The following is a 16,970-nucleotide window of genomic DNA, read 5'->3' on the forward strand; positions in this document are numbered from 1 at the left end:
AACAGGAAATAACAGGACAAAATATTGAGATAAATTTTGCATCAAAAAAACCCGGGAAACCTGATAGATTCAGCATTCTCGGGTGGTACTATTCGTTGTTATTGGCGATTATCTCCTAAAGTCAGGAGTAACGTCTTAGTTATTCCATATTTTATCGATGACCAGAGAAATGCACTATTTGCGGTTTTCCTGCGTAGCGATATGGGACATTGGCAATGGATCGGTCTTAGTTAAGATAATAAAATAGTTTAAAAGGAGTGTTTTTGTTGAGTGAAAATCCGGGATACATTGGATATATATATTCTACCCATCGTTCAAAACGTATGGAGCATTACACGGAGATTACCGGATTTGACCCTTGGATGAAGATATGTCAGTCATTGGAGATGCCAGCTTCAAGGGAAGCCCGGATGAAAATGGAATGATTGAGATAGGGTATGGCCTTATCGAAGAAGAAAGGAAAAAAGGTTATTGCTTTGAAGCTGTTGACGGCCTATTAAAATAATCATTTTCAAATAGCGATGTTAAAGGAAATAAGGCGGATTGCTTGAAAGATAATTTAGGCTCTATTCGAGTCCTGAAGAAATGTGGATTTGAAGAAACAGGTAAGAATAATTCTCTAATATTTTGACAACTAAACAAAACGGCAGCCAAAAACAGAAATGAGGGAGATAAATGAAAGTAGATTTTTTCGATATTGGATCGATAGAAGATGGAAGAATAACTTTTGTAGTGATGGTGTCAAGATATGAAGGGAAATGGATATTTGTTAGACATAAAGATCGCGTAACTTTGGAAGTACCCGGTGGGCATCGAGAACCTTCGGAGACTTTGGAACAAGCGGCTCAGCGTGAGCTGTTTGAAGAAACTGGTGCAGAAGAATTCGAGCTATTTCCAGTTTGCATTTATTCTGTTTCAAGTAAAGGGGAAATATCGTTTGGGAAGCTTTATTTCGCGGAAGTAAAAACAATAGGGCAATTACCCAAAACAGAGATAAAAGAAATTTGTTTCAAAAGAGATTTTCCGAAAGATAATCTTACATATCCTTTGATACAGCCTTTTTTATATAAAAAAGTGGAAGAATACCTGGAATTAACGAAGTGCTGATACAGCACCATAGATCAAACATATTCAGATATAGATTTTCTAGTATTGAAGAAGTAGTGGACGACTACTTGTTTGTTAAGTTCATCAACTTCAAATACCAGCTTAAACTGTTTCTGTATCAAGTAGTATAAAAGGTTAGCTTTTTTTGCTTTTAGAGCGCCAAAGCCAGGATTATATTTTAAAGTTTGAGTTAGATGGAAATCAAGTTCAATCGCAACTTTTTCAGCAAAAGATTCGTTTTTTTGTGACCAGAAGTCAAGTTCGGTAATGATTTCCAAACTTACTTTAGAAGGGACGATGACATTATACATCGGTCGGTTCTCCTTTTGGCAGGTAAGTCTCCTTAAGCTCGTTTATTAGGGCCGTATTGTCATGTTTTATATACTTGCTCAATTGCTTTGAAAGTTCTGACCCAGATTGAAAATAGCCTTTTGCAATATCCATTTTGTTTTCCGCAAGTCGTTTATATAGCTGTAATTCGGTTTCTTTTTCTTCGAACAACTCAATACTCATAACAATCAAGTCGCCTTCACCGTTTTTAGTTAACACAATAGGCTCATGATTATGTTTAGCAAATTCAGCAATTTGGGAGTATTTATTTCTCAGGTCTGTACTTGGAATGATTTTATACATTTTAACATCACCTTTCAATGCAGTTTATATCATTATTATATCATAATTATATCGCATGTAAATAAAGCAAGAAAAATCCTGTTATGCATGGAAAAACCTATAGCGGGGTTTTTTGTTGGACAAGCAGATATTATTTGTATTTACAGGGAAGGAAGATAATAGAAAATAGCGAATGGTAATATATAGAATGAGAACCGCCTGAGGGAGGGGTTTGGTTGGCCCGGACAGCCAGTAACGTCTTAGTTATTCCTTATTTTTTCGATGAGCAGAGAAATGCACTATTTGCGGTTTTCCTACGTAGCGATATGGGACGTTGGCAATGGATTGCCGGGGGCGTCGAAGAAGGTGAGGATCTTCTGGACGCCGCGAGAAGGGAATGCTGGGAAGAGGCAGGGATTAACCAGGCAGATGTTATCCAGCTAGATAGTATAGCGGCAATCCCGGCAGATACATTTGGATTTACTGTTGGTGAGGATGGGGTTTATGTTGTTATTGAATACGCATTTGCTGTACAGGCTAAGGAGCAAGCACTGAGACTCTCTTCGGAGCATTTGGAATACAAGTGGCTTAAATACGATGAAGCTATGGAATTGCTTGCATGGGACAGTAATAAGACAGCGCTTTGGGAATTAAATCAAAGGATAGCTAACGGTTCGCCGTAGGTGGCGGACCTGTTGAAGGGGGATGGGCTATGAAGACTATTGGGTTAATCGATTGAATTTAAGATGATTCCTTGATATATTGGCAACTAAATAAAGAGGCCGCCAAAAACCGAAATGAGGATGACAAATGAAAGTAGATTTTTTCGATATTGGATCGATAGCAGATGAAAATATAACTTTTGTTGCGGGGGAACAGATATGAGACTGTTTAACGTTTTCAGTAGAGTAAAAGAAGATTTTATACCCATTGATGAAAATAAAGTAAAGATGTATGCTTGCGGTATTACAGTATATGACGACTGTCATATTGAGCATGCAAGGCAGGCTATAGTATTTGATGTAATCAGCCAGTATCTGCGATATAAAGGGTATGATGTCACCTATGTAAGAAATTATACTGACGTAGATGATAAAATTATAGCACGAGCCAATGCTGAGGGTATTAGTGTGTTGAGCTACTCACAAAAAAAGATAGAAGAGGCAGAAGAGGATTTAGCAAGGTTAAGAGTAATAGATGCGGATATCAAACCGAAGGCATCCGAGTATATTGATAAAATAATAGTTTTTATCGACGGTTTAGTTAGAAAAGGCCATGCTTATGCAACAGAGCGAGGAGACGTCTATTTTTCAGTAGGTAGTATTAAAGAATATGGGAAATTATCGAATAGAAATACAGAAGAATTATTAAGCGGAGTAAGAAAAGATGTTGAAGAAGGAAAAGAAAGCCCGTTAGATTTCGCCCTTTGGAAATCTGCCAGAGATGGAGAGATATATTGGGAAAGCCCGTGGGGAAATGGCAGACCCGGTTGGCATATAGAATGCTCAGCAATGATTCTGGATACTTTGGGTGAAAGTATTGATATACATGGTGGAGGGAAGGACTTGATTTTTCCGCATCATGAAAATGAAATTGCTCAGAGTGAGACGTATACGGGAAAGCAGCTAGCGAAATATTGGGTTCATAATGGATTGATTACGATGAACGGCCAGAAAATGAGCAAATCTCTCGGTAATTCGATGACTATTAAACAAGCCCTCGAGAAATATCATCCCGAAGTGATCAGATATGCCATGCTCGAAAAGCATTACTCGACTGATATAGATTTAAATGAAAAGGTATTTTCTTTATCTGAAAAGCAACTTTATTATTTTTATAATACATTGGCAAAAATTTGCTCATTCACAAGTAATTATGGGAATAGCACGAATGGTAAGCTTATTGATTATTCCATTGTAGAAGATATAGAAAAGCATTTCATTGCTTCTATGGATGATGATTTTAATACTGCTACCGCTATAGCGCATCTATTTGCGATTTGTAAATATGTCAACACACTACTGATGAGTAAGAAATATTTACGCGAAGATATTTCTGTAACACTATCTCAAATTAAAGCCAAAATAGTACAAGTGTTTTCAGTAATAGGTTTATTGCAAGAGGATCCGCAAGAATTTGTAAAAGAACTTAAAAGTAAACATTTAAAGCTATTAGGCATATCTGCTGACTATATTGAAGAGACAATATTGCAGAGGAAAGATGCAAAATCCCATAAGAATTATGAAATAGCCGATAAATTAAGAGAGGCACTGTTGGAACAAGGTATAATAATAAAAGACGGCAAAGATGGTACAAGCTGGGACATTAAGGAGTTATACAGTATAGGGGCTGAATTTAGATGACATAGGTCGCCAAAGGGGCCGGCCATCCTCGGCCGGCAAAAACGAACAAGGGAGGTGAGTACATGATGAAGTACACTATGAATATGGATATTAAGTATGATTATCTACAAGTTATCGATGTACCTGATGTTGTCAATAAGTGTACCGAGATATGGTTTAACCAAACCCTTTGTAAAGTAAACAGCTCATTATTACGATTAGGTATCTTTGAGGGAGAGTTTCATTGGCACAAACATGATAAAGAAGACGAGGTGTTTTTTGTTTTAAATGGGAGTCTAATGATTGAAACTGAGAAAGGGACGTTTGAATTAGAAGAACAACAGGGTATTTGTATACCCAAAGGTGTAATGCATCGCCCAATAGCAAAACAGAAGGCAATTGTATTAATGATTGAAGAAGATACAGTTAAACCTGTTGGAGATTAATTGCCAAATCAGCGCCTAACATGGTAATATATAGAATAAAAATCCTAATGGAGGTTCTATTATGCATAGTGAATCTGAAAAGATCGAAAAGGCAAAAATCGTCTTACAAAAAATTGCAAAAGGAATTGATCCATTAACGGGGGAACAAATAGAAGGTGATAGTTTTCTGAATGACCCCAAAATCATACGATGTTTTTATTTCGTTACCGAAGTACTGGATAATGTGCTAAAGGGCGTTTATAGCAACCGCAAACTATCACATTTTTTTATAACCCCGGAGCAGAAAAGCAAAGTGCAATTCCCTGAAGGAAAAATTGGAGTTAATGAATTTTCAAAAAGTATAAATGCATGCATAGACCCGACCAGCAGTAAAAAGCTAACAGGTGTTGAATTAAATAAGAAGTTAAAAAAGATGGGCATTTTAAGCGAAGAAGAAACAGATGCGGGTAGAAAAAGGACAATAACAAATGATACCTCTATTCAGTACGGGTTTGAAACTGAAAGAAGAGTATATAACGGGAATGAATACGATATGGTGGTTATTAATGATAAAGGCAAAAAATATTTATTGGACAATATTGAAACTATTATGCAAGCATAATGGCGCTATATAAATCGCACTAAATAAATTACATTGAATATGAAGCGATTTACAACTTAGCCAACGCTTACGCTTTTGTGCATGTAAATAGTTTAGTTGCGTTGTCTATAGTTATAGATAAGTTATCCTAGTAATGGTAACAGTGGTGTTTAAGGCATGAAAATAATTGATTCATCAAAGGTGGAAAACATTATGCTGGATATTTCAATACGCAGGCCATGTTGGACGGACATTGAAGAACTGGATCGCCTGTTTACGGTAACCATTGCCGATGCCTTTGCAAAGGAAGGTGTTGGTGACGACCTCGAAGGGATAAACAGTCAGATTGCAGAGAAAAGGCAGCTTCTGAGAGAAGACCTTGAGACGAATGGCGCGGAGCGGTTCTTTCTCATTGCATGTAGTCAGGGAAAAATTGTCGGAACTATTGCCTACGGGCCGTGCAGCGAGCTGATAAAGGATTGCTCGGATGGAAAACTGAAGGATGTGTTTGAGCTGGGAAGTGTTTATGTTCTTCCGGAATACCAGAAGAAAGGTATTGGAACTCTCTTACTCAACTCCATGCTCATCGCCTTTCTCAGCAGGGGTATTGAAGAATTTTGCCTGGACAGCGGTTATACGAGAGCACAGTATGTTTGGCAAAAGAAGTTCGGGAAGCCGAATATTATTTTAAAGGATTACTGGAGAGAAGGCTCCGACCATATGATCTGGCACCGCAAATTGGGGGATACACCGGTCAACTTTAGGGTTTTCTGATAAAAAAGAGAATACATTCCATATATAATAGCTGATGAATGCCTCAGGTCAAAATTCATATGTCTTATATATAGAACATTTGTCTGGCAAAAAGGAGATGAATAGATGGCGCTGGCCGGCTGTCTATGATCAGTAAGAATAAGCGTATTGTGGGAGTGATGATTAATGAGCGACATCAAGGAATACAAATTTGAAGCAATAATAAAAGCGTCAGAAGTTGGAAGCGGCGGAGCCTATATAGAATTTCCATTTAATGTCGAAGAAGAATTTGGTGTAAAAGGACGCGTCAAAGTCATTTGTTATTTTGAAAACATGGAATATAGAGGTTCATTAGTTAAAATGGGTACTCAATGCCATATTATAGGCGTACCGAAGGAGATCCGAAATAAGATTGGAAAAAACATAGGAGACAAAGTACAAATACGCCTTTATAAGGATGAAAATGAAAGAATAGTTGATGTGCATCCTCTATTAGTGGAGAAATTTAAAGTCGACAAAACGTTACCGGAAAACTATGAAAAGTTATCTTACACACGAAAAAAGGAAATATCGCGTCTTTTAACAAGCGCCAAAAAAGAAGAGACATTAAAAAGCAGGTTAGAAAAAATAATTATGGATTTAAAGAAAAAATGAGCGACACTGGGCCTAGGTCAGATAAAATCCGCCGTAGGTGAAATTCTTTCTTGAAAGAGGGATATATATGGTTTCTAAAAGGATTTTGGCAATCTATATTGCTTTACTTGTTTTACTATCTGGATGTACACCAGTGCAAAAAGACGAGGACGAAATTAGAAGATTGGCAAATGAGCTTTATAATCTAAGAAAAGAATATATGAAAGTGAAAGAAGAAAGGGATACAATTTCAAGAGAGTTTGAAACGTATAAAATTAACTATCAACTGAATCAATTGCCTCAGGATGAACTAATAGAAGAAATGCTTAAAACCCATATGGAAACTTTTAACCCTGAAGGATCATTATCGCACATTTTTCAGCACACTACACCTTTCTATAATGAAGAGCATCTTGAATACTATGGAGGGATATTACATAAAAAGTGGGAAGAGGCTGGAACTGACAAGTTTATTCAAGAGTTAAGCAATCAAAAATCTGTACTAATTGATGAAGTGATTTTTTACCTGGTATGGGAGTCACAGAGAAATAAACAGCTAGATAACATGAAACAAGAACTGGAGCAGTATGAAAAAAAGCAGCTTGATAATCTGAATTACAAATTTAAGTATGTTTTGTATAGATTTTATATAGAAATTGAAGAAATGTCGAAAGAGTAATAGGTTTGAACTAGTGTAACCCTTTTATAAAGTTAAAATTGACGATGGCATGTTCTGATAACAAATCTATGACAGATGGCGGGAAATACCGCCGAATGGATAAATACCACCATATACGACTAGCTGATTTTACACCAACGTAGAACAGTTTCATACTCCTATTTCCAGTTAAACCGCCTTTCTACAGGTAAATATTACAGTTGATTTTTTTCAAAAACTTCTATGCAACACCACTGTGCTTCATTATATTAAGTGAGTGAAAATCGGGAGGGAGCAAAATGTTAGCGAATGAGAGCACAAAAGACTTATGCCTTAGAGGGGAATGGCAGGACTTTATTACCAGCGGTAAAAAGCCTGAGCATGTTAATACATATATATTGGATTCATGGGAGAGATCGAAAGAATATGGTATTAACCCATATGATGGAAGAGCTAACATAATACTTGCCCATAATGAGCTAATCAATTTACTGAAGAAGAATGATAAGCTCATAAGAATAGTAAAAAGCTATACGGGAAAAATTTATGAGATTATTCAGGGATTAGGCTACCTTATTTTCTTTACAGATAATGAAGGCAACCTCATACACATCGAAGGAGATAAAAATGTGTCTGAAGAATTCGCTGAAAAAATATGCTTTAAAATCGGTGCGTCCTGGAGTGAAAAGAGTGTTGGGACAACAGCAGTTTCAATGGTGCTTAATTTAAGAAGCCCGGTTTCATTTATGTCGGAAGAAAAGTTTTGTATTGAGCTGAAAAAGCGGGCGTGCTCAGCAGTACCAATAAAAGATGTCAATGGAGATATTTTGGGGGTTCTCGGTATAGCAGCGAATTGTCCAAGGGCTAATGAAGAGATATTCGGCATGTTGATAATAGCTGAAATGGCAATAGAAAATCATCTACGAATGATCAATACTGCAGAGGAGATAAATTTACTCGGAAGTTATTACAAATCCATACTTGACTCGGTTTCTGACGGGGTTATTACCATTGATAAAAGAGGAATATTGATAAATATCAATAAAAGCGCAGAAAGAATCTTATTAATAAATAGCAAAGATGCTGTAGGAAAGCCTGTAAGTGAAGTATTGGAGTTCGGCACCAAAATTGTGGATATGCTGAAGTCCGGACGGAATTATCAAAACGATGAATTTATCGTGGGATATCATAAAAATGGAATTAAGCATAGTATAAAAAACTCTGTACATATAATACAAAGAAATGGAGAAGTAGGAGGAGTTATAGATGTAATAAATAAAATAAAAGGCGATAGGCACTCCATAGATAAAGATACCGGAGAAACAAGTAAGATTATGTTTGAAAATATTATCGGCAGAAGTATGGGAATTCAGGAAGCAAAGCGGCAAGCATATTTAGCTGCAGCCAGTCCTGTGAGTGTATTAATTACTGGGGAGACGGGCACGGGGAAAGAATTGTTTGCTCAGGCCATGCATAACGAGGGTTATAGGTCCGAAGGACCTTTTATTGCCATTAACTGCGGGGCCATACCAAGAGAGTTGATAGAAAGTGAGTTATTCGGCTATGAAGACGGAGCTTTCACCGGCGCGCGGAATGGAGGACGTCCGGGACATTTTGAGCTCGCTTCAGGGGGAACCATATTTCTGGATGAAATAGGTGAGATGCCGTTGGATATGCAGGTAAAGCTTTTGAGAGTTTTACAGCAGAAGGAAGTTATGCGCATAGGAGGAGTTAAGAGCATACCTATAGATGTAAAAGTAATTTCGGCAACTAATAAGGATTTGGTAAAAGAGATAAATAACGGTAGGTTCAGGCAGGATCTTTATTGGAGAATTAATGTGATAACAATAAATATTCCTCCCCTTATACAGAGAGAGGGGGATATAAAGCTTATAGCCGATTTCTTTATAGAAAAATATAACGAGAAATATCATAAGAGCTTTGTTTTAGATAAAAGTACACTTAAAGTACTGGCTGAATATAACTGGCCTGGGAATGTAAGAGAGATGGAAAATGCACTGTTAAGGGCTGTGACCTTTGCCCAGGGGAATGTTATCCTGCCGGAAAACCTTCCACAGAGTATTTTAGGGAAATCAGCGGGAATAAATAATAAACAGACTTTTTCATTGGCGGACAATGAAAAGTATATGATTGAAAAGTGCTTGCATGAAAGTGCCGGAAATATTTATAAGGCTGCCAAAGCATTGGGTATTTCCAGGAATACATTATATTGCAAACTTAAAAAATATAATATTGAATACATACGCCAGTAAGAACTGTTAGATATTCATACAGTATGTTAAGTTTCAGGACAGAAGACTTTGCACATATATACGTGCAAAGCCTTCTTTTTTGTTGGCATGGTAGTTGCTATATTATTGTGTGAATGCGCATTCGATTAACTAATATGAAGCGAGAGAATCTATACGAGCAGGGAGGTATAAAAATGGAAGATAAAAAGCAACGATTGACACCGGAATATTTACTCGGTACAAGTGAACAACAAAAATGGGCTGGCAACTATTTTTTCAATCCAAGAGGTATAGGATTCCTGGAACCGGGATGTGTACCATTAGATAATGCTGCCATGAGCGCATATAATGTGGCAAAATCTTCTTATCAAATCAGACCCGAGGTATTTAACATTGAATACATTTCACGGACACTGGGAATTGGCAAGGATGAGATTGTTAAACGATTGCACAGATTGTATGACGAGCATCTCATAATGTTTGTGATGAATCCTGCAACACAAGTTTACGGTTGGGGACTTTACTACTGGTTCGTAAAGTTGAAAGAAGGGGTAACTAAGGAGGCTAAGGCAAAGTTCTCTGATTGGTACCAGAATAAAGACGATATATGCACAGGCTATGAGATGAATGGAGACTTCGACTTTTTCAACGGGAACCATATGAGGGTTCTGGATAATTTGCTGTATGATGTCATAGGACCATGGAAGGATGAACCAGAGGTAGAATACGTGCATATATGTCCGATACGCAGAGACATCAGAGAATCTCATGTAAATATGTGGGATGCTCCAGGTGATAGCTATAGAGAGGTTTGCTGGGGAAAAGGCCAGATGGAAAAACTGGCAAAGATCCAGAATAAAATGGATTTGACCGATTTAAAGATTGTTGAAGTGTTAAATGCAAAAAAACCTGTTGAAAACCTGTTCGATTTCAGTGTTTTATCTGAAATTTCAGGCTTGGATCCCAAGGATATGTTAAATGGAATAAAGGATGTTATTGAGGTTAAACGCATACTGGTGCCTTTATTCTTCATCAATTTCATGAAGCTTGGGCTGACCAACCATATGTTTATAATACGCACATTCCAGAATATACCGTGCTATCGCAAAGCCCAAATTGCCGATGAACTTGCAGCTATGCCCGAATTCAACGCTGTATTTGAATTCTCGGATTCGTTCTATGATATGTCTGTATGGGCGTATAACGAAATTTCAGACATAAAGGCATTAAGGGATAAACTGAACGCTTATAGTGAGATTGAGGATATCAAGGAAGCAGATATAACAAAACAGTACAGGCGATGGGTCTGCCGGCTGGATGATGAGAACGGATTTTGGGAGGAATGCGTATTCACGGATGACTTTCTTCAGGACAGAACCGGCAAAAATGCAGCAAAATTGTGCAGATTCTGCCAGGACAGGAAGGAGGTAAAGTAAATGAAAATAGATGCACCTCGTCAATATGTCATAGATAACTTGAAATATGCCCTGAATCCATCATCAATAGCTGTAGTCGGTGCCTCTCGTTATGCTAACAAAGTCGGATATAAAGTTATAGAGGGTTTAAAAAAATGGGGGTATAAAGGTGCTATATATCCGGTTAATCCGAGGGCTGATGAAGTGCACGGATTAAAGGCATATAGAACAGTTATGGATATACCGGACACTGTAGATCTGGTATTTGTTGCAGTTCCTGCCCATCTTGTCAAGATGGTTCTAGAACATACAGTAGCAAAAAAAGCAAAGATAGTAGTTATAGCCACAAGTGCTTTTAAAGAAATTGGCAGAGGGGAACTCCAGAATAGTCTTACTCAATTTTGCAGAGACAATAAACTGCCATTAATAGGACCTAACCTTGTTGGGATGGGGAGTCCGTATCTGCACTTCAACTGCGGCTTCATACCCTACCTTCCCGTTGAGGGTCCCGTAGCAATGATTTCTCAGTCCGGAGCAAATCTGCTTGCCGCTTTGGGTACCTCCCAGATGCTGCATTTCGGCATGAGTTTTTTTGTGGGGCTTGGAAATAAGGCTGATGTAGACTTTTCAGAGTTTATCGTATATGGTGGCAATGACATAGATACTAAATGTATTTCAACATACATTGAGGGATTGGACTGTCCCGAAGCATATATAAAGGCATGTCACTTGGTAGTACCTCATAAGCCTGTGGTTGCGATAAAGGTGGGAGGTTCCCAGATAGGTGTAAAAGCTGCTTTTGCGCACACTGCTTCAGAAAATGAAGGGACAAATGATTCATTCTATGATGAAATATTTGAAAAGGCAGGGGCTATAAGAGCAACAACCTGGCAGGAATTCCTTGATGTTTCTTTGGCTTTAGGCTTACAGCCTGAGCTTAAAGGCGATAATGTTGTAATGATAACCAACGGAGGAGGTTCAGGATTGCTTTCGTGCGACCATTTTGAAAGAATCGGAATGCCGATGAAAGAACTCAGAACTATCTCTCCACTGCTTGTAGATAGGATCAGGGCATATATGCCGATGTTTGGTTCACCGCTCAACCCTGTTGATATTTCAGGAACTGCTTCTCCGATACAGTATAAGGGTGCAATAACTCAGGCAATACGTGATCCGAATGTCGATGCCATTTACGGTTCTATATGCCCTACGGCTGTTACTGACGTATCCGCAGTAACAGACATCTTTATTGACATATACAATACTTACAAGCACTTAGGCAAGCCCCTTATTATGGAGTGCCAGGGAGGAGAAGAGTGCAACGAATCCATCATGAAGTTAAGAGACCATGGAATCCCTGCATATCCGACTGCAGAACAGGCAGTAAACGCTATAGTGGCATTGAGGAAATATGCTAAGATAAAAGCTAAATTCTCCAAGTAGAATTTTGAATTGAGCAGAAATTAATGGAAAATGTTCCGCTTATCTTGAAAGGAGGGTAATATAACCCTCTTTTCAAGTAAGTTTTTCCATAGAAATTGTTATAAAGCGAGGGGGAAAAATGAATTACAGTATATTGTCATTTGCACCGCTCACCGGTGTATTTAGTCTATTGTTTGCAGGTTATCTTGCATTCAAAGTAAGTAGATCGGACCCTGGAAATGAAAAAATGAGAGAAATAGCAAGTTACATACATGAAGGTGCTATGGCATTTTTAACAAGGGAATATAAAGCTCTGTCGGTGTTTATAGCAGCTGTGTCAGTTATTGTAAGCCTGCTGATCAATATTCAGACAGCTTTTGCATTTCTTGTGGGAGCTTTATTTTCAATCGGAGCAGGATATTTCGGGATGCAGGTAGCCACAAAGGCGAATGTCAGAACGGCAAATGCTGCAAGGACTGGGCAGAACAAAGCATTGGAAATTGCATTCTCAGGCGGTGCTGTAATGGGAATGTTGGTTGCCGGACTTGGACTGCTCGGAGTTGGGATATTCTATCTTATATTTAAAGATGCAAGCATAGTAACAGGGTTTGGGCTTGGAGCAAGTTCAATAGCTCTCTTTGCACGGGTAGGGGGAGGCATATATACCAAAGCTGCTGATGTGGGAGCAGACCTTGTTGGAAAAGTTGAAGCGGGGATACCTGAGGATGACCCGAGAAACCCTGCGGTGATAGCGGATAATGTGGGAGACAACGTAGGAGACGTAGCGGGAATGGGCGCAGATTTATTTGAGTCGTACTGCGGGGCAATAATATCTGCGCTGACACTCGGAGCAGTGGTGTATAAAGGGGGAGAAGGAGTATTATATGCATTTCTGCTTACATCGATAGGAATAGTATCTTCGATAATAGGCTCGCTATTTGTAAAGGGAGATGAAAAGTCAAATCCCCAGAAGGCATTAAAGAACGGCACTTATATGGGAGGAGCATTAGCGCTTTTTGGAGGAGGAATATCAAGCTGTATCATATTCAACGGAGACATGACGCCGTTCTATGCCGTAGCTGCAGGGCTTATAGTAGGTATGCTCATAGGACAACTTACAGAAGTATATACTTCTGCAGATTATAAGTCGGTGAAAAAAATTGCTAAGCAGTCGGAAACAGGGGCTGCGACAACAATAATAAGCGGTCTTGCAGTCGGTATGTACTCCACTGTAATGCCCATGGTACTTATAGCCTCAGCAATACTGGTAGCCTTCTACCTGACCGGCGGTACTGAAAGCTCTGAAGCAGTGGCAAAGGGGCTATATGGAATAGCTCTGGCGGCGGTCGGGATGCTGTCCACTACAGGACTTACTGTTGCAGTTGACGCATATGGGCCTATAGCAGATAATGCCGGAGGTATTGCAGAGATGGCAGAACTTCCTCGTTCAGTGAGGGAAGTAACGGATAAGCTTGATTCAGTAGGTAACACAACAGCTGCAATAGGAAAAGGCTTTGCAATAGGCTCTGCAGCATTAACGGCATTAGCTCTATTTGCTTCGTACTCCCAGGCGGTTAAGCTGCAATCCATAGATCTGCTGGCACCGCTGGTGCTAGTGGGGCTTATACTTGGAGCGATGCTTCCGTATCTGTTTGCTGCTCTTGCAATGGAGGCTGTAGGTAAGGCAGCAAACGAGATGATAGAAGAAGTAAGGCGGCAGTTCAGGGAAATACCCGGTATAATGGAAGGCCAGGCAAAACCAGACTATAGAAAGTGTGTGGATATATCAACCGCTGCTGCATTGAAGCAGATGGTGATGCCAGGAGTTCTGGCAGTTACGGTACCGTTCGTTGTAGGAGTTATTCTCGGCACCGCAGCGCTTGGAGGGCTGATTGCCGGTGCAGTTGCAACCGGAGTTTTAGTTGCAATACAGATGGCAAACTCAGGGGGAGCCTGGGACAATGCAAAAAAGTATATTGAGACAGGGGCTCATGACGGAAAAGGAAGTCCATCACATGCGGCAGCAGTAATAGGCGATACCGTAGGAGATCCTTTTAAGGACACTGCAGGGCCTGCTATGAACATACTCATAAAACTAATGACTATAGTCTCTCTTGTATTTGCACCGGTATTTTTGCAGTATGGGGGATTAATTCTGAAAGTTCTAAAGTAGGAATGAAGAAGGGATGTGCTCTTAGCCTCTAAGCGCACATCCTTTTTCTATTTCATACGAAATCTTTTTTTTATAAAAAATCTACTGTTGTGTGTCGATCAGTTTATTCCTATATACAGGGGAAAACCTATAGCGGGTTTTTTGTTGGACAAGCAGATATTATTTGCACTTACAAGGAAGGAAGATAATAGAAAATAGCGAATGGTAATATATAGAGTACTAATCGTACATAAGGGATTAGATGCTATTGATGGGACACCGGTATTGGATGTAAAGCCATACTATCCAACTTTTGATTTAAAAACGGGAGTAACAACTATGCGAAGATACAAGAAGTTAAAAATAGCTGCCTGGTAGAAAAAAATCTTCCCGGCAGCTTTACCAATACCGATTTGGAGAAATGGCTAAAGGATAAGGGAGTAGACACAATCACAATATGCGGCTATATGTCACAAATGTGCTGTGATACAACGGCACGGCAAGGGTTACATCTGGGGTTTTTTGTGGAATTCTTATCTGACGCGACAGGAACACTCGATATAACCAATTATGCCGGGAGTATAACGGCCGAAGAATTGCATAGGGCTGTATTAGTTACCCAAGCGACGAGATTCAGCAAAGTGCTATCTACCGACGAATGGATAAATAACGTCATAAAAGACTGCAAATCAGCATAAGACGCCGCCGTCCATGGCAAAACCGAAGATTGGGGCACTACTGGTATTAAAATTTTATGTGCAAAGGAGTAGATTTTGCAATGAAGATTGAGATTGGAAGTGAAAAGCCTGAGATATTAAAAGAGACTTGGCCGGGACAATACAGCTTTTTTTCTCATTTTGAATACCTGTGCGGCATTCCTCATTCTCTTTTCCTGATAACAACTCTGAAGGAAAACGGGAAATCTAATGTCTGCTTTCATTCATGGAGTTCTTTTTCCGGAGATGGCGGAGGTTTTTATGCGGTTATGCCAGGCCTGGGGCAACATACACATACATATAAAAACATATTACGCACAAAAGAATTCTGCATAAATTTCATAAGCGCAAAATACTATGACGCTGCAATAAAGACAATTCACGAAAACGAGTATGAATCTAATGAGCTTGAAGTCGGAGGATTTACTGCAGAAGCCCCAACTACTATAAAAGCTCCACGTATTAAGGAAAGCTTTCTATCCCTTGAGTGTAAATATGAAATGAGTGTGGACCTTTCGAAAAGCGGTAAAACATCCTTGGTAATAGGAAAGGTAATACTTATCGCAGCAGATGAGGGATACTCGAAAGGATTGGATGGTAAATATGGCGAAACCGGCTTTATGTTCAATATCCATGCACCTAAAAACTTTTTAACGGGGCAGGGAGAGACATCAGGAATTGCTGCACCTAATCTTCTTAGATTATTTGAGTAATGTAGGCTCTACCAATGAATGTTTGGCTTAACTAACAAGGAGGATTAAAAATGAAACATACATTTATTTTTGAACCTGGACTGTGGAGGGCAACCGGGGTTTACAGTGACGAAAAGGGAGATACCGTTGCTGTGAACGCTGAAACAACTATCAAACATGCCGATGATTTATGGATAAATGAAGGAATAATGAATCTTGAATTGGGGCAAGGCGAAATTGCTGAAATCAGAAATAATTATCGCATTAAACCTTTCAGCACTGATAAAGAATACACAAGCTGGATATCGGATAATCCGGCATTGGGGCAGATCAATGGCATGTTCGTAGTTATTGATGACACAATCCTATCAACTTATAAAACAGAACGTGGAGATTACCACGGAACGGAATGTTTAAATATGATAGACAAAAATATGTATAAGAACCGTGGAGCATTATTCATGGGGGAAATGAAAATATCGTCTTGGGCCGTAACTCTAAAGAGAGAAACATAAATTGAAGGAAGTGATAAAGGATTACTTAAGCTGTAGTGGAAACTATTAATGTTGAAGAAAAGAGCCTATCGATTTCGTAGCGATTATGCCTGAGAAGAGCGCCTAACTGATATTTAAAAAATATATACAAATGATGGAGCATCATATAAGGGGCCGGCCATTCCCCTGGTCAGCAAAGCATCCTGGCTTGGATTTATTCGGGTTAATCTATGGAGGTGTAGAGGGAAAGTCAAATGAAATTTAAAGCAGTAATATTTGATTTAGATGGGACATTAGTTGATTCAATTGATGGAATTGCCATTTCTATGAATAATGTGCTTAAAAGGCATGGGTTTGATGTTCACAATAATGAAACTTATAAAGCATTAGTTGGGCATGGTATGAAAGAATTAGTTAAAAAATCAATCTTTAATAAAAGTCTTAATGATGACTTATTAGCGCAGTACTTTATGGAGATGAAGGAAGAATATACAAGAAACTGGGATTACAAAATGTATGTATATGAAGAGATCGATGAATTATTACATTGTCTCTATAGCAACGGCATCTATTTAGCTGTGAATACAAATAAAGAAGAGGATATAGCCAGGAAGGTTGTTGAAAGGTTCTTCCCGTATTGGGGATTTTCATGGGTTGTGGGCAGCAGCGCTTTGATGCCTAAAAAACCAGATCAAA

19 protein-coding genes and 1 pseudogene are annotated in these 16,970 nt (G+C 38.9%); 18 read left to right on the forward strand and 2 right to left on the reverse strand.

Translation table 11 applies throughout. From position 1 onward, the window contains the following. Positions 1 to 370 precede the first annotated feature (370 nt). Both HPY74_14700 and HPY74_14705 read left to right on the forward strand, forming a co-directional pair. Positions 371 to 505, forward strand: coding sequence for a GNAT family N-acetyltransferase (locus tag HPY74_14700; GenBank protein ID NSW91893.1), 135 nt, complete (start codon positions 371 to 373; stop codon positions 503 to 505). 170 nt (positions 506 to 675) lie between these two features. Continuing rightward, positions 676 to 1,107, forward strand: coding sequence for an NUDIX domain-containing protein (locus HPY74_14705; protein NSW91894.1), 432 nt, complete (start codon positions 676 to 678; stop codon positions 1,105 to 1,107). 14 nt (positions 1,108 to 1,121) lie between these two features. On the opposite strand, the gene HPY74_14710 is transcribed toward HPY74_14705, so the two are convergent. Both HPY74_14710 and HPY74_14715 read right to left on the reverse strand, forming a co-directional pair. Further along, a complete protein-coding gene (locus HPY74_14710) occupies positions 1,122 to 1,418 on the reverse strand; it encodes a hypothetical protein (GenBank protein NSW91895.1) in 297 nt (98 codons plus the stop codon). Then, complete coding sequence (locus HPY74_14715; protein NSW91896.1) at positions 1,411 to 1,740, reverse strand: type II toxin-antitoxin system Phd/YefM family antitoxin; 330 nt, start codon at positions 1,738 to 1,740, stop codon at positions 1,411 to 1,413. The genes HPY74_14710 and HPY74_14715 overlap by 8 nt, the downstream gene beginning before the upstream one ends. A 245-nt stretch (positions 1,741 to 1,985) precedes the next feature. On the opposite strand from HPY74_14715, the gene HPY74_14720 reads away from it, so the two are divergent. The 16 genes and pseudogenes from HPY74_14720 to HPY74_14795 form a co-directional block, all read left to right on the forward strand. Continuing rightward, a complete protein-coding gene (locus HPY74_14720) occupies positions 1,986 to 2,402 on the forward strand; it encodes an NUDIX pyrophosphatase (GenBank protein NSW91897.1) in 417 nt (138 codons plus the stop codon). 198 nt (positions 2,403 to 2,600) lie between these two features. After that, positions 2,601 to 4,082 carry a cysteine--tRNA ligase gene (locus HPY74_14725; GenBank protein ID NSW91898.1) on the forward strand — a complete coding sequence of 494 codons (1,482 nt, stop codon included), beginning with the start codon at positions 2,601 to 2,603 and terminating at the stop codon, positions 4,080 to 4,082. Between the two features lie 62 nt (positions 4,083 to 4,144). After that, the gene (locus tag HPY74_14730) at positions 4,145 to 4,507 is read left to right on the forward strand and encodes a cupin domain-containing protein (GenBank protein ID NSW91899.1); all 363 of its coding nucleotides are present in this window, start codon (positions 4,145 to 4,147) and stop codon (positions 4,505 to 4,507) included. Positions 4,508 to 4,568: 61 nt separating this feature from the next. Further along, positions 4,569 to 5,108, forward strand: coding sequence for a hypothetical protein (locus HPY74_14735; protein ID NSW91900.1), 540 nt, complete (start codon positions 4,569 to 4,571; stop codon positions 5,106 to 5,108). A gap of 192 nt (positions 5,109 to 5,300) precedes the next feature. Then, positions 5,301 to 5,861, forward strand: coding sequence for a GNAT family N-acetyltransferase (locus HPY74_14740; GenBank protein NSW91901.1), 561 nt, complete (start codon positions 5,301 to 5,303; stop codon positions 5,859 to 5,861). 174 nt (positions 5,862 to 6,035) lie between these two features. After that, positions 6,036 to 6,494: a DUF1905 domain-containing protein gene (locus tag HPY74_14745; GenBank protein NSW91902.1), complete on the forward strand. Its 459-nt coding sequence runs from the start codon at positions 6,036 to 6,038 to the stop codon at positions 6,492 to 6,494. Positions 6,495 to 6,561: 67 nt separating this feature from the next. Beyond that, complete coding sequence (locus tag HPY74_14750; protein NSW91903.1) at positions 6,562 to 7,152, forward strand: hypothetical protein; 591 nt, start codon at positions 6,562 to 6,564, stop codon at positions 7,150 to 7,152. Positions 7,153 to 7,430: 278 nt separating this feature from the next. Then, positions 7,431 to 9,404: a sigma 54-interacting transcriptional regulator gene (locus tag HPY74_14755; GenBank protein NSW91904.1), complete on the forward strand. Its 1,974-nt coding sequence runs from the start codon at positions 7,431 to 7,433 to the stop codon at positions 9,402 to 9,404. A 173-nt stretch (positions 9,405 to 9,577) separates the two neighbouring features. Beyond that, on the forward strand, positions 9,578 to 10,819 hold the full coding sequence (locus tag HPY74_14760) for an AsnC family transcriptional regulator (protein ID NSW91905.1): 1,242 nt from the start codon (positions 9,578 to 9,580) through the stop codon (positions 10,817 to 10,819). After that, positions 10,820 to 12,241, forward strand: a complete 1,422-nt coding sequence (locus HPY74_14765; GenBank protein NSW91906.1) for a CoA-binding protein — start codon at positions 10,820 to 10,822, stop codon at positions 12,239 to 12,241. Positions 12,242 to 12,359: 118 nt separating this feature from the next. After that, a complete protein-coding gene (locus HPY74_14770) occupies positions 12,360 to 14,393 on the forward strand; it encodes a sodium-translocating pyrophosphatase (protein NSW91907.1) in 2,034 nt (677 codons plus the stop codon). A 231-nt stretch (positions 14,394 to 14,624) separates the two neighbouring features. Beyond that, a pseudogene (locus tag HPY74_14775) lies at positions 14,625 to 14,750 on the forward strand (SAM-dependent methyltransferase). Next, on the forward strand, positions 14,720 to 15,070 hold the full coding sequence (locus tag HPY74_14780; protein ID NSW91908.1) for an isochorismatase family protein: 351 nt from the start codon (positions 14,720 to 14,722) through the stop codon (positions 15,068 to 15,070). Before HPY74_14775 ends, HPY74_14780 begins: the two are co-directional and overlap by 31 nt. Before the next feature lie 80 nt (positions 15,071 to 15,150). Further along, positions 15,151 to 15,801, forward strand: coding sequence for a flavin reductase (locus HPY74_14785; protein NSW91909.1), 651 nt, complete (start codon positions 15,151 to 15,153; stop codon positions 15,799 to 15,801). Between the two features lie 50 nt (positions 15,802 to 15,851). After that, positions 15,852 to 16,295: a hypothetical protein gene (locus tag HPY74_14790; protein ID NSW91910.1), complete on the forward strand. Its 444-nt coding sequence runs from the start codon at positions 15,852 to 15,854 to the stop codon at positions 16,293 to 16,295. A gap of 233 nt (positions 16,296 to 16,528) precedes the next feature. Continuing rightward, positions 16,529 to 16,970: HAD family hydrolase (locus HPY74_14795; GenBank protein NSW91911.1), on the forward strand; the 442-nt coding region annotated here is incomplete at its 3' end.

The sequence above is a fragment of the Bacillota bacterium genome, from assembly GCA_013314855.1.
In the GTDB taxonomy this organism is placed as follows: domain Bacteria; phylum Bacillota; class Clostridia; order Acetivibrionales; family DUMC01; genus Ch48.

Bases quoted from the DNA above. Each gene is read 5' to 3' on its own strand.
- HPY74_14735 (NSW91900.1), top strand. From the start codon at position 4,569: ATGCATAGTGAATCTGAAAAGATCGAAAAGGCAAAAATCGTCTTACAA.
- HPY74_14705 (NSW91894.1), top strand. From the start codon at position 676: ATGAAAGTAGATTTTTTCGATATTGGATCGATAGAAGATGGAAGAATA.
- HPY74_14725 (NSW91898.1), top strand. From the start codon at position 2,601: ATGAGACTGTTTAACGTTTTCAGTAGAGTAAAAGAAGATTTTATACCC.
- HPY74_14715 (NSW91896.1), bottom strand. From the start codon at position 1,740: ATGTATAAAATCATTCCAAGTACAGACCTGAGAAATAAATACTCCCAA.
- HPY74_14750 (NSW91903.1), top strand. From the start codon at position 6,562: ATGGTTTCTAAAAGGATTTTGGCAATCTATATTGCTTTACTTGTTTTA.
- HPY74_14710 (NSW91895.1), bottom strand. From the start codon at position 1,418: ATGTATAATGTCATCGTCCCTTCTAAAGTAAGTTTGGAAATCATTACC.
- HPY74_14765 (NSW91906.1), top strand. From the start codon at position 10,820: ATGAAAATAGATGCACCTCGTCAATATGTCATAGATAACTTGAAATAT.
- HPY74_14770 (NSW91907.1), top strand. From the start codon at position 12,360: ATGAATTACAGTATATTGTCATTTGCACCGCTCACCGGTGTATTTAGT.
- HPY74_14755 (NSW91904.1), top strand. From the start codon at position 7,431: ATGTTAGCGAATGAGAGCACAAAAGACTTATGCCTTAGAGGGGAATGG.
- HPY74_14760 (NSW91905.1), top strand. From the start codon at position 9,578: ATGGAAGATAAAAAGCAACGATTGACACCGGAATATTTACTCGGTACA.
- HPY74_14785 (NSW91909.1), top strand. From the start codon at position 15,151: ATGAAGATTGAGATTGGAAGTGAAAAGCCTGAGATATTAAAAGAGACT.
- HPY74_14700 (NSW91893.1), top strand. From the start codon at position 371: ATGTCAGTCATTGGAGATGCCAGCTTCAAGGGAAGCCCGGATGAAAAT.
- HPY74_14790 (NSW91910.1), top strand. From the start codon at position 15,852: ATGAAACATACATTTATTTTTGAACCTGGACTGTGGAGGGCAACCGGG.
- HPY74_14740 (NSW91901.1), top strand. From the start codon at position 5,301: ATGCTGGATATTTCAATACGCAGGCCATGTTGGACGGACATTGAAGAA.
- HPY74_14730 (NSW91899.1), top strand. From the start codon at position 4,145: ATGATGAAGTACACTATGAATATGGATATTAAGTATGATTATCTACAA.